This is a genomic window from Streptococcus mitis (genome assembly GCF_000960005.1).
Classification (GTDB): domain Bacteria; phylum Bacillota; class Bacilli; order Lactobacillales; family Streptococcaceae; genus Streptococcus; species Streptococcus mitis_CK.
On sequence record NZ_JYGP01000002.1, the window covers coordinates 526,879 to 539,757 of the forward strand.

Annotated in this window: 13 protein-coding genes and 2 pseudogenes; 3 read left to right on the forward strand and 12 right to left on the reverse strand. The window is 34.8% G+C overall.

Annotation, left to right across the window (positions count from 1 at the left end):
- Nucleotides 1–3 precede the first annotated feature (3 nt).
- Complete coding sequence (locus tag TZ90_RS04005) at nt 4–414, reverse strand: thrombospondin type 3 repeat-containing protein (RefSeq protein ID WP_045611586.1); 411 nt, start codon at nt 412–414, stop codon at nt 4–6.
- A gap of 142 nt (nt 415–556) precedes the next feature.
- Between TZ90_RS04005 and TZ90_RS10355 the strand changes: the two genes are divergently transcribed.
- The gene (locus TZ90_RS10355; protein WP_200893276.1) at nt 557–805 is read left to right on the forward strand and encodes a hypothetical protein; all 249 of its coding nucleotides are present in this window, start codon (nt 557–559) and stop codon (nt 803–805) included.
- A gap of 42 nt (nt 806–847) precedes the next feature.
- Here the strand turns inward: TZ90_RS10355 and TZ90_RS04015 are convergent, their stop codons facing one another.
- From TZ90_RS04015 to TZ90_RS10690, 6 genes and pseudogenes are all read right to left on the reverse strand, one after another.
- Nucleotides 848–1,192 (reverse strand): ATP-binding protein, encoded by a 345-nt coding sequence (locus TZ90_RS04015; protein ID WP_338060560.1) that lies wholly within the window; start codon nt 1,190–1,192, stop codon nt 848–850.
- Between the two features lie 20 nt (nt 1,193–1,212).
- Nucleotides 1,213–1,593 (reverse strand): annotated as a pseudogene (locus TZ90_RS04020) (ATP-binding cassette domain-containing protein); the annotation flags it as partial.
- Nucleotides 1,594–1,978: 385 nt separating this feature from the next.
- On the reverse strand, nt 1,979–3,124 hold the full coding sequence (locus TZ90_RS04025; RefSeq protein WP_152620185.1) for a hypothetical protein: 1,146 nt from the start codon (nt 3,122–3,124) through the stop codon (nt 1,979–1,981).
- On the reverse strand, nt 3,096–3,887 hold the full coding sequence (locus tag TZ90_RS09700) for a YiiX/YebB-like N1pC/P60 family cysteine hydrolase (RefSeq protein WP_052691053.1): 792 nt from the start codon (nt 3,885–3,887) through the stop codon (nt 3,096–3,098). The genes TZ90_RS04025 and TZ90_RS09700 overlap by 29 nt, the downstream gene beginning before the upstream one ends.
- Nucleotides 3,888–4,030: 143 nt before the next feature.
- Nucleotides 4,031–4,369, reverse strand: a complete 339-nt coding sequence (locus TZ90_RS04035; RefSeq protein ID WP_235285505.1) for a helix-turn-helix transcriptional regulator — start codon at nt 4,367–4,369, stop codon at nt 4,031–4,033.
- 352 nt (nt 4,370–4,721) lie between these two features.
- A pseudogene (locus TZ90_RS10690) lies at nt 4,722–4,900 on the reverse strand (CHAP domain-containing protein); the annotation flags it as partial.
- Nucleotides 4,901–5,410: 510 nt separating this feature from the next.
- Between TZ90_RS10690 and TZ90_RS10360 the strand changes: the two are divergent.
- Nucleotides 5,411–5,575 (forward strand): hypothetical protein, encoded by a 165-nt coding sequence (locus tag TZ90_RS10360; protein ID WP_000201399.1) that lies wholly within the window; start codon nt 5,411–5,413, stop codon nt 5,573–5,575.
- A 1-nt stretch (nt 5,576) separates the two neighbouring features.
- On the forward strand, nt 5,577–6,185 hold the full coding sequence (locus TZ90_RS04040) for a hypothetical protein (protein WP_045611590.1): 609 nt from the start codon (nt 5,577–5,579) through the stop codon (nt 6,183–6,185).
- A gap of 34 nt (nt 6,186–6,219) precedes the next feature.
- Here TZ90_RS04040 and TZ90_RS04045 read toward each other — a convergent pair whose 3' ends face one another.
- Genes TZ90_RS04045 through TZ90_RS04065 form a run of 5 tightly spaced genes read right to left on the reverse strand, consistent with a single transcriptional unit; the run spans nt 6,220 to nt 12,879 of the window.
- The gene (locus TZ90_RS04045; RefSeq protein WP_045611591.1) at nt 6,220–9,033 is read right to left on the reverse strand and encodes a phage tail tip lysozyme; all 2,814 of its coding nucleotides are present in this window, start codon (nt 9,031–9,033) and stop codon (nt 6,220–6,222) included.
- An 11-nt stretch (nt 9,034–9,044) separates the two neighbouring features.
- Nucleotides 9,045–11,402, reverse strand: coding sequence for a VirB4-like conjugal transfer ATPase, CD1110 family (locus tag TZ90_RS04050; protein ID WP_200893277.1), 2,358 nt, complete (start codon nt 11,400–11,402; stop codon nt 9,045–9,047).
- On the reverse strand, nt 11,353–11,712 hold the full coding sequence (locus tag TZ90_RS04055; protein WP_001097589.1) for a PrgI family protein: 360 nt from the start codon (nt 11,710–11,712) through the stop codon (nt 11,353–11,355). Before TZ90_RS04055 ends, TZ90_RS04050 begins: the two co-directional genes overlap by 50 nt.
- Nucleotides 11,713–11,765: 53 nt before the next feature.
- Nucleotides 11,766–12,620: a VirB6/TrbL-like conjugal transfer protein, CD1112 family gene (locus TZ90_RS04060; RefSeq protein WP_001054257.1), complete on the reverse strand. Its 855-nt coding sequence runs from the start codon at nt 12,618–12,620 to the stop codon at nt 11,766–11,768.
- Nucleotides 12,621–12,636: 16 nt separating this feature from the next.
- Nucleotides 12,637–12,879, reverse strand: a complete 243-nt coding sequence (locus TZ90_RS04065) for a hypothetical protein (protein WP_000627865.1) — start codon at nt 12,877–12,879, stop codon at nt 12,637–12,639.

The window sequence follows — 12,879 nt, forward strand, 5'->3', positions numbered from 1 at the left end:
CCCCTACAACTCTATCTCCATTTCAACCTCTTGAGGACTGGTTTCTAAATCACTAGACAAAAGAGAAACGGCATCCGTTCTCATGTAGTAAGTATATAAGTCTTCTAGGTCTTGTTGGTTTTCAATCCCTGTTTCAATACTAATCAGAGCCTGTATAAATTCCTTGTAGTGACTCTCCATCATATCTGAAATCTTTTGTTTCATTTCCATAAATACCGAGGACGGTTCAGTTATACTTGTTTGGTCTATGTCTTGAATATCCTTTTCTAAGGGATTGGTTCCTTCTTCTACTTCCACTAAATCTGAACGACCATCACCATCAGAATCTGCGCTAAGAGGATTGGTTCCTAGTGCTAATTCTTGAGCATCAGTTAGTCCATCTTTATCCGAATCACGTTGATAAATGGCTTCCATATACTTCCTTCTTTCCTAGTTAATCTTTTTTCACTCCAATCCTACCAAATATTCCTTGAAAGAAGTATCACAACAAAAAAGAGAACGAGCCAAAACTGCGTTCTCCTTAAAATGATAAAACATTACTATCAAAGTAAAAAAGATGACTTACAGAACCTGTAAGCCACCTAGTCAGTCGATTTATTCTGGTGTCTGCCACCGCTTGGCCCTTACGTCCAAGATTGCTATCGGATTTTGTTCTGGTGTCCGCCACCGCTTGGCCCTTATGTCCAAGATTACTATCAGATTGACCATGAGCCGACCACTCATTTATAAACATATTGTATCTTTAAATAGCTACAATTTCAAGTCAAAAATCTTTGTTAAAGAAAATCTAGTAAATTTCCCATGATTGACTAATGTATTATTCATTAGTTGGGGTATTGATAAATCACTATGATTTAATACAATTCACAGTTATTAAAACTTCTGCTCCCTCGTCTCTATTTCTAAGCTCAACTCGGCCTTTATGCAGTTTTGCAACTCTACATACAAAACTAAGTCCAATACCATAATGTTGCTCTTTAACGGATCTAGCTTTATCCATACGATAAAATAGCTTTCCAAAATTAGTTAAAACTTCCTCTGGAAATTCAGAGCCATTATTCCATATACCTATTTTCAATTCTTTCGCCTCTTGCTCTACCCTAATTTTAATTTTAGGATTCTGTTTATCTGCATACTCCAAAGCATTTGTTAAAATATTTTGTATTGCACGAATCAGAAGAGAGGGATTTATATAATAGTTTTCAGTTCCTTTTTAGATTTTTTCTTATGGCTAATATCCACCATATCCAAGACTTGATCAATTCGCTGACTGGATATCCCATTACTAGCAGCAACAATTTTCAAATGTTGATAAACAGTCCGATCATCAGGAGCACCGACACTGTCAAATGAAGCTCCTACAGTCTTTAGAGGAAATTTTAATTCCTTATAAGTTTGATCTCCAATTTTGGTAAGTCCAGATGTTGCTTTGTCTAATCCTAATAAAATACGTAAGGTTGAACTTTTACCAGCTCCATTTGGACCCAGGAAAGCAGTCACTCTACCTACTTTTGCTTCAAAAGAAATATCTTTTAAAATTTGAGTTTGGCCATACGACTTACATAAATTTTTAATGGTAATACTTTGTTCCATGATGTTCTCCTATTCTATTTAATATTTCTAAAAGTAACTATATCTTACACATTCTTTTTCGGATTTTTTTCAGAATTTCAAAAATCAAAAAAGATTTAAAATTCTTTGCCCTCTTTCAAGTAGATTGCAAATAGAATCTTAAATCTTTAAAATTTTGTTTCATTTAATGTCTTTAATTTAGTTCCTGTAGATAACTTTGGTAACTAGTATTTCTTAATTGTAATTCCTCATGTTTACCTTTATCTACAATTCTTCCATTCTCGTCAAAAAGAGCATAAATTTTCCATCTCACAAGACTATAAATTATATGTTTTATCAAAAAATATTGGGCATTATATGAAAAACAATATAATTTTTGATACAGATTAAATTTCAGTAATTAAAACTAGTCCAACTTTATGAAATCAACTACCTCGCCTAACCACATTTTTTCACCTTCTAATATGATATTAAATTTATTCAATAAGCTAATATCCTCACAGTTGTATTCTGCAATAAACCCTAAATTTTTCACATCAAATCGTCTTGAAGTATATAAAACAGCTATAGTTTTATCACTATGAATAATTTTTCTAATAGTATAATTATTAGAAAAGTTATCAAAAAATGTTGTATCTGATATAGCTTTCTTTTCTAACATTTCTAATTTATCATTAAATTTATAAATACTGTTATCATCCGTAATAATATATATATTATTCTCGTAAACGTATGAAAAAATTATTTTTTCTTTATGAAACGAATATTCATTTATTTCATATGTTTCACAATTCAAAAGACCTATCGCCGATTTTTCTCCTTCTTTCTGGGAATCGTTAGATTCATTATTACCGTAAACTAGCAGTTTTTTATTATAATCTATCAACTCCCCACTGGATGAAGTAAAACTATTTTTAAATGTTATTCTTTTCTCTATGCTAGCGCTATCTTTATCTATAATCGTAATTCCGTTTTTTCCATCATTTTCACTATACGATTCTACAAATATCTTACCATATTTATCCACGGCACCGTTTAAATACTGATTCTCTAATGTACAGTTTTTTTTCCCCTCTGCATAAGAATAAATTATATTACTTAAATACTTATTATTCACCCTTCCAATATTAACCGTTTCAATAAGCGTATTTTCTCCAATTTTGGTAAACCAAGATGCTAAATATTTATTATCATTTCGTTCAGTTACATTTGAATATTTTTCTATTTTACCACTACTATCTAATATATAGTGTTCATTCAACCTATTAGATGTTAAAAATAATTTTCCTTTAAAGTAATTAATTGAATTAATGCTATAACCTTTATAATCATAACTTTGAAGAAGTGTTCCGTCACCTTTTAAAAACAATAACTTTGAATACGGATCCCTTGCTCTTGAAAGAGAAACTATATAGTTAGAATTTTCTATATTAACTTTTTCATCCTCATTAATCTCTTTATGAGAACAACCAACTAAAAATATCAGCGTCGCAATAAACAACGTTGATATTTTTAGCAGAGAGTTAATCTTTATAGAATACATACGTTCCATCTCCTCCAACTAACTCTGCTGGTGATACCGGATCCCAATCTCCTAAATTCATTCTATCTACTTCATATCCTTGATTTTTCCAAGCTCTCCATACTAATTGAGAACAATAAAAAGAATCTGTTGTCCCTTTATTGAAAAAATTCCAGTTATATGGTTTTTGGGAATTTGCTTGTGTAAGAGCATATGAAGCAGCATTTGTATAATCAGAGCCAGAAGCTCCCTTTACTCGTACACCGTATACTTTAGATTTGTTAGCCCAATCATTGTTATATACTCTTACTCCACCATCTGGAAACGATTCGATTGTATAATCCGAGTTATTGTGAACAATTGCAGCATGACCAGTTGCAGCAACATCTATACCAAAGGAAGAAAAACTGTAAGTAACTAAAATATCTCCATACGTTCCAAGTGATGAACTACTTCTAAAAGTTGCCACATCTAAATTATTTAAGTTAGATTCTTTCATATAATTTGATGATATATCTTTATTTTCTAATTCATTTCTTATTTTTACCATATCTACATTGTAGATGTAATCACCGTACGATTCGTTAAATATCCTTTCAGAATCTTTTTTGTAATATTCACTCAATATTTCTTTTTCATATTTTGAAGGTTCTTTTGAAAAATCTATACTTCTTAATTTATTAACATCTGAATTTAGAATCTCTTTATTAGTAGCAAACACCTCTGCAGGTATCATAACTCTCATTAATAAAACTACTACTAGACTTTTAAATAATATATTTCTTTTAAACATATCTATTGCCTCCTATTCACTTCCAAACACAACGCTATATATATGTTCTATCTCCGTTTTTATACCTTTGAGGATTCATCTGATTACTCATAAACTAAGCCCCCTTTCGTTTTAATAACAACATAACTCAGCAATGAATTTTGCTAAATGTTACCACAATTACAATTTAAGCATCTATAATTTCCTGTTCCATCTAAGTCAAATACTTGGTATATGCATACTCCCAAAGCATTTGCAATATCATTTGCTATCTTTAGAGTAGGAGTTGTCTTTCCTGTCTCTATTTTATTTATACTTATTCTTGATATTCCAATTTTTTTACCCAATCTATGTTGAGACAACCCCAATGGTTTTCTGTATTCTTCAATTCTATTTCCCAAAAAATCACCTGCATTCTTCATTTTGGTTAATTTAAGTTTACCATAGTTGTTTTTATTTGTCAATACTTTTTTATCTGACTTTAACTTTTTCATTTTTTTCATTTACACACGATATAATACCTACTACTAAATAGTATAGTAGTATTTTGTTCCATTTGTAGCTCTTTTCTAACATTTATACAGAGAACATTATTTTACGTCTTATAGAGACTGGGTAAAAAGTCTTTAAAATCAGAAAAAACATACTATCAGGTGTGTAAAAAAACTTGATAGTATGCATTTTATTGTGGGATGATTTACTTCATTTTCTTCTGAAATTGAGTTTTTGCCCAGCCTCATTCTTAACTTTATAGTATATTGAAGTTGGAACTCGACGTATTACTTTTTGAATAATAAAGATAAAAAGCAGTTCAAATATACTACAGTAAAATGAAATAAAAACCAAATAAATTGATGAGATTTTTCTAAATGTATAGTTAGGGTTGCCACGATAGTTAGTTTCAGACACAAGGAAAGAACCATCATCATATACCTTCTCTACAAAAGCCACATGACCATAGTCTGCTGTGTACCATGTGTACCTCCCACAAAAGAAACAATAGCACCTGCTTTTGGTGTGGGACCCGTTTCTCCACAGAAAAAGATGTTTAGCCTATAATGAAGATAATAGGGCTTTTCCTAGCCTGTATATAAAACTGCATGAACAAGAGTCATGAGATAACTCGAATATGCCTTGAGCATGAAAATATCTTACTAGTAGCCTCTTATTCTATTGTTCAAGAGGAAACAGTTCTAACGCCAAAACTAAAAAATTTCAATTACACTATAGCACAGGAAGTGATTTTTTGCGCTTTTTTACTGTTTTTTCAAATAAAAAAATGACTTACAGAACCTGTAAGCCACCTAGTCAGTCGGTTTATTCTGGTGTCCGCCACCGCTTGGCCCTTATGTCCAAGATTACTATCAGATTGACCATGAGCCGACCACTCATCTACACCATTATTCTAACGAATATGAGCTACAAATGCAAGAGAAAAACTTATTTTGGATTTATACACTATAGAAAACATACACTATCTTCAGATTGAACTTTTGTTCAAAATAAGCTATAATGAATTTAAGTAGAAACAGGAGGTCGAACAAATGGCTACAATCAGTTTAACACGTGATATAAAACTAACAAACGAAGATGCTCTAAAAATTCTTAATCATAAACCATCTAAAAAGCTACAAGCCGTCTTGAAATCTATTGAATCACAGGACGCTACCGCTCCAACGAAAAATAAACTCATTTCAAAGTATCTGTAAGATGACAATTCAAGTAACACCACTTAAGCAATATCTTGAAAATATTCAAGTGCTAGCTCCTGATAAAACAGAGAAACAAGTTCAGGATCTATTTAAAACTATCATTTTAGAAAATGTTGATTTCAAAGGTAATGAAGAGATGTTGACTTATCTATCTGATAAAGCCCCCAATTTTGAAAAACAACATCGTTCTCGTAATTTTATCGTTGAAGAAACTGAAACAAATAACATCATAGGATTCTTTAGTTTATCTCTCAAAGTTGTTGATATTTCTGATTTAGAGAAATCCTTAAAAAAGAAACTCGTCCTAAAAGGGAAAAGTCCCAAAAATATTGATTATCTCCCTGTGTTACTTATCGGTCAATTCGGCAAAAACACAAAGCTAAATAAACTATCAGGACAAGAGTTATTTGAAATTGTAATTCAAAAAATTGAAGAATTTCGAGCAATTGTAGGAACTCAGATGGTATTTTTAGATAGTATCAATCATCCTAAAGTCATTCAATTTTATGAACAGTTCGGATTTGTTGCTTACAGTCAATTGATTAAAGACGATCATCAAGTAACTTATCAGCCTATGGCATTAAATATGTCACTCTATAAAAAATAAGAATCATGTCACCTAAACTGATGACATGATTCTTTTATTTCACCGTATAAGCAAAACTGATGGCACTATCTGCTTGCGAAATTTTTCTAAAGGTATAGTTAGGGTTGCCACCATAGTTTGTCTCAGACACGAGGAAAGAACCATCATCATAGACCTTCTCTACAAAAGCTACATGACCATAGTCTGCTGGTGTGCCATGTGTACCTCCCACAAAAGAAACAATAGCACCTGCTCTTGGTGTAGAGCCAGTTTCTCCTCCAAGACTTGAAGCTGTCGCAACCCAGTCCTGACCATTTCCCATGGTATTAATGATTGGAATCTTCTCTCCATTGCTTCCTTTTAATTTCAAGCCTAATTGATTCATACGAGCCGCAACACCCCATGTACATTGTCCATAGGCATAGGCCATACCATCTCCACCACCAGGAACAGAATGATCATATAAGTCCCCACGAACCCCTTCAAGGGATTGCGGATCACTCTTTGCCTGTCCTCCATTTGTTTGGCTAAAGCCTTTTTCAATTTGGTAATACCATTCCGTTGCTCTGGTTTGTCTTTCCAGTAGTTTGTCACCAGAATTTCCCTCCCAATAGGTGAGAAATAGTTGGGCGAGATTGGCTGCACTGCCCGTATTTCCAAAGAAATCCTTTAACCAACTTTGATAGTAAGGACTATCCCCATGAAGCATAAAATCAAGTTGGAGGTCTAAATCATACCATTTCTTATTTTTGATATGTGCATAATTCAATAAAGCTGTATGACGTGTTGAACCATCTGCAGTATCCGTCCATTGACCTAAACCTAGACCTCTATGAAGAATATTAGGATAAGCACCACTATAAATGGCTGGCCCTCCAATCGCTAACCAGCTTTCATCATCCCATGAGGAATCGGTAGCGCCAACAGGAGGAGATAAATAATCCCCTTCAGCTCGTTTAGGATTGATAGAAGACTCTACCGACCAATTTCCTAAAATAGCCGCAATGGCTTGGGGACTTGCCCCTTGAGATTTCAAAAACTCATAAATATGTTTTGCTCGTTCAAACTCATCCCCACCAAACTGACCAATGGCAGGTAAGATAGTGGTCTGAAGTTGAATGACTTTGGGAAAATAAAATTGCGGATTGACATACACCAATTTTTCTTTCTTGTTCTTATACTTTTGATAGGAAACTTTCAAACCTGTATCATCTGGTGTCTCACCAATAATATCACCCGTTAGGACTCTTGTCCCCTCAATCGCACGGCCATTATGAATAGAATACAAGGTCAATCGACTCTCATTCTCTCCTTTTCCGTTAGTTAGAATAACATTGTCACCATCTAGAGATACAACTCCATCCATTGGTGCGACAATCGTTTGGTGAGCCTTTGCTTCTAGTAGAATGTACTCCTGAAGAGTAGGTTTTCCGTCTAAATCATAGTATCCATAACGATAAGTCATGGTTAAACTATCTTCGTTACTTTTCCCTTCAAATGGATTGTCCAATTCCTGCATGGAAGCATACACACCCTCTTCTTTTAGTTCCTTTATTTCCTCTTGATCGTCTTTCGATAGTTTATACTTAGGAGTTTCATAGAGGTCTTGCATGGATTTCAAATCATCCCCATCGTTTAAATCATGCCACAAAGTAGACAGATAATCCTTGTAAGTTTCTGAACTAAATAAGTGAACTGGTTTGTGCAACCCATAGTCATGGAATTTAAAGTTCATATACCCCATCACATCATCAACTTTTGTGTAATAGGTAATTCCTTTGTCATTTGTACGAGTATGTTCTGCGTCTTCCCAAGTTAGGTGGGCATAAGCTTTTGTTAATTCAAATTCATCTTGTTGAATCAAACTAGCAGATGAAAATCCTAAAAAGAAGCTCATCATAAGTAAAAGAAGAAAGACTATTCCTCCAACTATCCAGGTTACAGGATTTCCAGCCGCAAATGTAAAGAAGGAAAAGGCTGCTTTTAGTTTTTGATAGATATTTCGGACACTTGTAAGACCTTGTTTCTTTAATTTTCGAAACCGATTTTTAAAGGAACTTGGGTTATCTTTCGCTAGTTTCCATCCTTTTCCATCCTTAAAATGATGGTATCGCTCTTTTGTGTTGGTCAGTCTTTTCTTGGTAAAACGACCTGTTGCTTGTCCTGTTTTGACACTAGCTTTCCCAATGTTATAAGAAAGCCGACTGTAGCGTTTTCCTTTTCTGATAGTCTCTTGAAGCGTGCGATAGCCTTCTAAATCTTCATTTTCTGAAGCTAACTCTCCTCCTTCACGTCCAAGGACATAAAGGAAAGTTTTAGCTTTCCTACTCACCTTTTTGGATTTATAGGCTTGTTTAGTAGATTTTAAATTTTCTTTAGCAGCCTTTACTTCCTTCTTGGCTTTTAATTCTTCTAGATTCTTCCCGTGAAAGAAAAAATTGGATTTTGCTTTCGATTCCTGACCGTAGAGAAATTTTTGATTGGTTTTTCTTTCTTTACTACTCTCTTTTCTTTCTGATTTTGCTTCTACCTTTGCTTCTCTAAATTGCTTCTTGGCTATTTTCAATCGTTTCCTAGCATGAGGCAACCGTCTGTCTCTTAATTCTTTCCGATTCAAAAGAGATGGAGGACTATTTTGAAGGATGTTATTGTAGTCTTCATTTGCTTGTTTTACTCTCTCCTTTGAAGCTTCTCTCATCCCCTCTAGCTTTTCTTTTATCTCTTTTTTCCATGCTTTTTCATCCAGTACAGCGGAATCTTTTTTCTGTTTCCTCACCTCCTTCTTTCCTTTTTTCAAGAATTTTTTCTCATCTTTTAGGCTTCTTCTAAATGCCTTTCGGGCAAGTATGATTTCTCTTTTATCCTTCATTTACCTTCCCCTTAATTAGAAGCCATTTTATCAGGATCCGTACTCATGATATCAAACAATTGTGTACCTTGAGGAATCTTATTTTTGAAGGGAACAACAACTGAACCAGCTTTTATTAGTCCTGCCCCTTTTTCTGGATTGACTAAGTATTTTTCGAGTTCTTTTGACAAGCCTAAGAGTTGAACCAGTTCTTCTCTGTCATTTTTTGCTTGCTTGAGGAGAATCATAAATTCACTATTGGCAATAATCCGTCTACCATTTGGATCTAACAATAAGGTTTCGACATTTTGAGTTATTCCAGTCGGACTGGCTCCATATTTTCTGACACGACTCCACAATTTAAAGAAGAAGTCACTGGCATATTTATCTAATAAGAGAAGCTGCATTTCATCAAAATAAATCCAGGTCTTCTTCCCTAATTTTTGATTCCGAACGACACGATTCCATATCTGATCAAAAACAACCATAAGGGCGATTTGTTTCAGCTCATCTCCTAACTTCTTAACGTTATAAATCAAGAAATTAGATCCTGTCTGAATATTGGTCTTATGAGAAAAAATATCAAGAGAACCTTCGACATACAGTTCCATATCAAGTGCCAAATTCTGCGCTTCTTCTTCTGGCTGTTGACTCAAGACAAAGACCCATTCTTCCAAAGAGGGCTCTTTAAATGACTGATAGGTGAGTCTCGTAACTCGGTCGATAATCGATTTTTCTCTTCCATCCATTTTTCTATCCAATAACTTGCCAATAAAGGATAAAAGAAATTCTGATTTTACCTTTACAGGATCTTCATCCATATTTTCTTCAGACAAGTCAAGGACATTGAGATAGGTTTGGGAATCTGGCGCAATATCAATCATTTCTCCACCAAAAGCCCGTCCAATGACACTGTACTCTGCTTCTGGATCCACAATGATAATTTCAGTATTTTCACCAGATTCCTTGATTTTGGTCGTGATAATTTCATGCTTGGTTGCCATCCCTTTCCCAGCTCCAGATGTCCCTAAAATCAGACCAGACGGTGTATTTAATAGGCTGCGATCAATGGTAATAATATTGCTTGAGATTTGATTGATACCGTAATATTTCCCACTGCGGTCTTGTAAGTCTACTGAAGTCCATGGAGAGTTCACTGCTATATTGGACGTTAATAAACTCCGTGATACTCCCTCTAAAAAATCACAACCAAATGGCAGCAAACTATTAAAGGCTGCTTCTTGCATATATGGAAGTTTATCAATCATTAGGTCATTTGAGCCGGCCACTTGTTGAATCGTGTCTAGAGCTTGTTTAAGTTCTTCTTCATCCTGACCAAAGATCCCAATCAAGAATACTGTTTGAAATAGTTTATCTCCTGACTCTGTCATGGTTTTTAAGAGTTCCTCAGCTTCATCGATATTGCTTTCTAAAACATGGCCTACTTTTTCTAAATAGATACCTGTACGAGCAAGTTTTTGTTGTTCCCCAATCTTTTGGGATTCCATTAAGGTCTTCTTTGTTCGTAGTTTCTTCATGGCATCCGCCTTGGTCGAACTTTGGGCATGGAGGCTCACAATCAATTCCAAATCTCCTTGCATGAGGTCTCGGATAAACTGATCTCCTAATTCCATGCCGTAGTCTCTCACATAGACAATCTGCAATAAGCGGTCATTGATTTGTAGATAATTCTTGTTTTTGAAATCTAAGAGATTAGGCGCTATGAAGTGACGAGTTGTCTGACCAGATCTCGTTAAATCACGATAAGAAAAAGGAAGATGGTGTTCTCCTCTAAGCATATCTGCCAACAAGTTCACACGGTTTTCTCCAGCCAAGGATTCAAATCGTGCATCAATTTCTGAGAAACCACTCTTGAAATATTCTCCAATTTGAGACAAGGAACGATAGGCTTGTTTGGGATTAGAATCCTTTCTACCAAAGCTAATCAGTTTCACAGCTGAAAAATTATTTTCACCACTGTCTAAATTCTGATTCATCATCCGATTCAATTCTTTACGATAAGTATCATACCCATCTTCTTTTTCCTCATACAGAACACTTTGTCTGAATTTTTCTAAATTCAATCTTTTATTAAAGATAGTCAATTGGAAGTTGGTTTGGTCATCTAGGGAGTTAATCAAATCAGAATACTTCTCAATGATTGCGCCCTTATCTTCTAAACCAACGGTCTGGTAATTGACATCACCAAGTAAGTAGCTTTGTGAGAAATAATCTTCTTTTACCTGCATTAGACCATTTTGGTACAGGGCTTGATAGGCAAGGCTATTCGCTGTAGAGGGTAACACTTCCTCTTTTTTTCCTTTAACTTCTTCCTTTTTATTAGTCATTGAAGTTTTTTGTTTCTTTAATGTATTTGATTTTCTTTTCATGTTCAGGTCCTTTCTTTCCTGTAATTGTGCGTAGGGGAACCGTTAATTCAAAATGAAGACGGTATTTCAAATAATGTTCAAAATATAAATCATTGGGTTTATAGACTCCAAAAAGCATGAGGGGGATGGTAAAGGCAAACACAAAACCGTAAACAAACCAATCTCCAAATTGCCAGAAAAAGAGATTCAAGCCCAAAACAATAATTGTGACAATAAAGGCTGGTAAAACAAAGATAATTTGTCTTGTGGTGAAACCTAACCAAGCCCTGTGTTGGTATTTTGAGATGTCTTTAAAGACACGTGTATTCATGACTTTCCTTTCTAAAAAGGCTAAGAAGCAATCACTTCCTAGCCTTTATCTAATTACATACCTAATATTGAGCGAGCCGTACGTTGAGAACCAACGAGGGCAATAATCAGTAAGATAGCTTGTACCAAACTACCAAACATAATCGCAAGTGATTGCAAGACTCCTGCACCATTTGAAACAGCTATTTTCCCAGCTGATTCAAATAAAGGAACAAGAGAAACAATCAGAAAAATAAGAACCCCTTGTACCGCATAGACCATAATATTTTTTAAATAGCCAATACCAATAGACTTCCACTCATCACTTAAAAATGTTGGAATCGTAAGAGGGGCAAATGGGATCATAAGGTAGAGTTGAATAAATCGAATAGATACCAAAAGATTAACCATGGCTGCACTTACTATCCGAACTAGCCAAATGAGGAGGGCGAAAAAGCCCACAATCATCCGGCCAATAAATCCTGACCCTTTTAATCCAGAAATGGTATCATACTTTGCCCCACCGTGAGCCACAATCGAGGCCACTTGTTCAATGGCATGACTCGCAATCCCGATGATGGCTTCTACAATGACGGTAGTGTTGGTAATTACAACTGCGACCATAATATAACTAATCAACATCGGCGCCAAAGCTTCAAAGGTCATCGCTCCTCCTGAGTTAGCAATTTTCTTTGCCATCTTCGAAAATTCTAGGATGAGAACAACTGATAAAATCGCAACTCCAAGAGGCTGCATGACACTTTTAGTAATACTAGACATATAAGTCCAAACAGTTGGATTGTAGCTAGATAGAGATTTAATCAGATCTACCGTAGATTGTAAATCCACATTAAATCCTTCAAATAAATTTTCAGCTGATATTTTTTCAGATGCAAGGTAAACAAAGGGTGAGACTAAACTAAGATTCATGTCATTGTTTATCCTCCTAAATTGAAATTTGAGTTACAAAGGCTCCAGCAGCCCCTACCATAACACCACCGACAATTTCCAGAATGGCATTCCGAACACCTGGTCCACCATCTTTAATATTGGTTGCAAGATTGACAATCCCCACAACAACGAGAAAGGCACCAACTGCAATCAATCCCTTCTGTAACAAAGACATAGCTTGTGCAAACATGGCACTAGCGTCTACTCCATAAACAAAACCTTTAAAATGCGTAATCAT

Coding starts and splice junctions, on each gene's coding strand:
- TZ90_RS04005 (WP_045611586.1), bottom strand. CDS start 414: ATGGAAGCCATTTATCAACGTGATTCGGATAAAGATGGACTAACTGAT.
- TZ90_RS10355 (WP_200893276.1), top strand. CDS start 557: ATGACTTACAGAACCTGTAAGCCACCTAGTCAGTCGATTTATTCTGGT.
- TZ90_RS04025 (WP_152620185.1), bottom strand. CDS start 3,124: ATGGAACGTATGTATTCTATAAAGATTAACTCTCTGCTAAAAATATCA.
- TZ90_RS09700 (WP_052691053.1), bottom strand. CDS start 3,887: ATGTTTAAAAGAAATATATTATTTAAAAGTCTAGTAGTAGTTTTATTA.
- TZ90_RS04035 (WP_235285505.1), bottom strand. CDS start 4,369: ATGAAAAAAATGAAAAAGTTAAAGTCAGATAAAAAAGTATTGACAAAT.
- TZ90_RS10360 (WP_000201399.1), top strand. CDS start 5,411: ATGGCTACAATCAGTTTAACACGTGATATAAAACTAACAAACGAAGAT.
- TZ90_RS04040 (WP_045611590.1), top strand. CDS start 5,577: ATGACAATTCAAGTAACACCACTTAAGCAATATCTTGAAAATATTCAA.
- TZ90_RS04045 (WP_045611591.1), bottom strand. CDS start 9,033: ATGAAGGATAAAAGAGAAATCATACTTGCCCGAAAGGCATTTAGAAGA.
- TZ90_RS04050 (WP_200893277.1), bottom strand. CDS start 11,402: ATGAAAAGAAAATCAAATACATTAAAGAAACAAAAAACTTCAATGACT.
- TZ90_RS04055 (WP_001097589.1), bottom strand. CDS start 11,712: ATGAATACACGTGTCTTTAAAGACATCTCAAAATACCAACACAGGGCT.
- TZ90_RS04060 (WP_001054257.1), bottom strand. CDS start 12,620: ATGAATCTTAGTTTAGTCTCACCCTTTGTTTACCTTGCATCTGAAAAA.
- TZ90_RS04065 (WP_000627865.1), bottom strand. CDS start 12,879: ATGATTACGCATTTTAAAGGTTTTGTTTATGGAGTAGACGCTAGTGCC.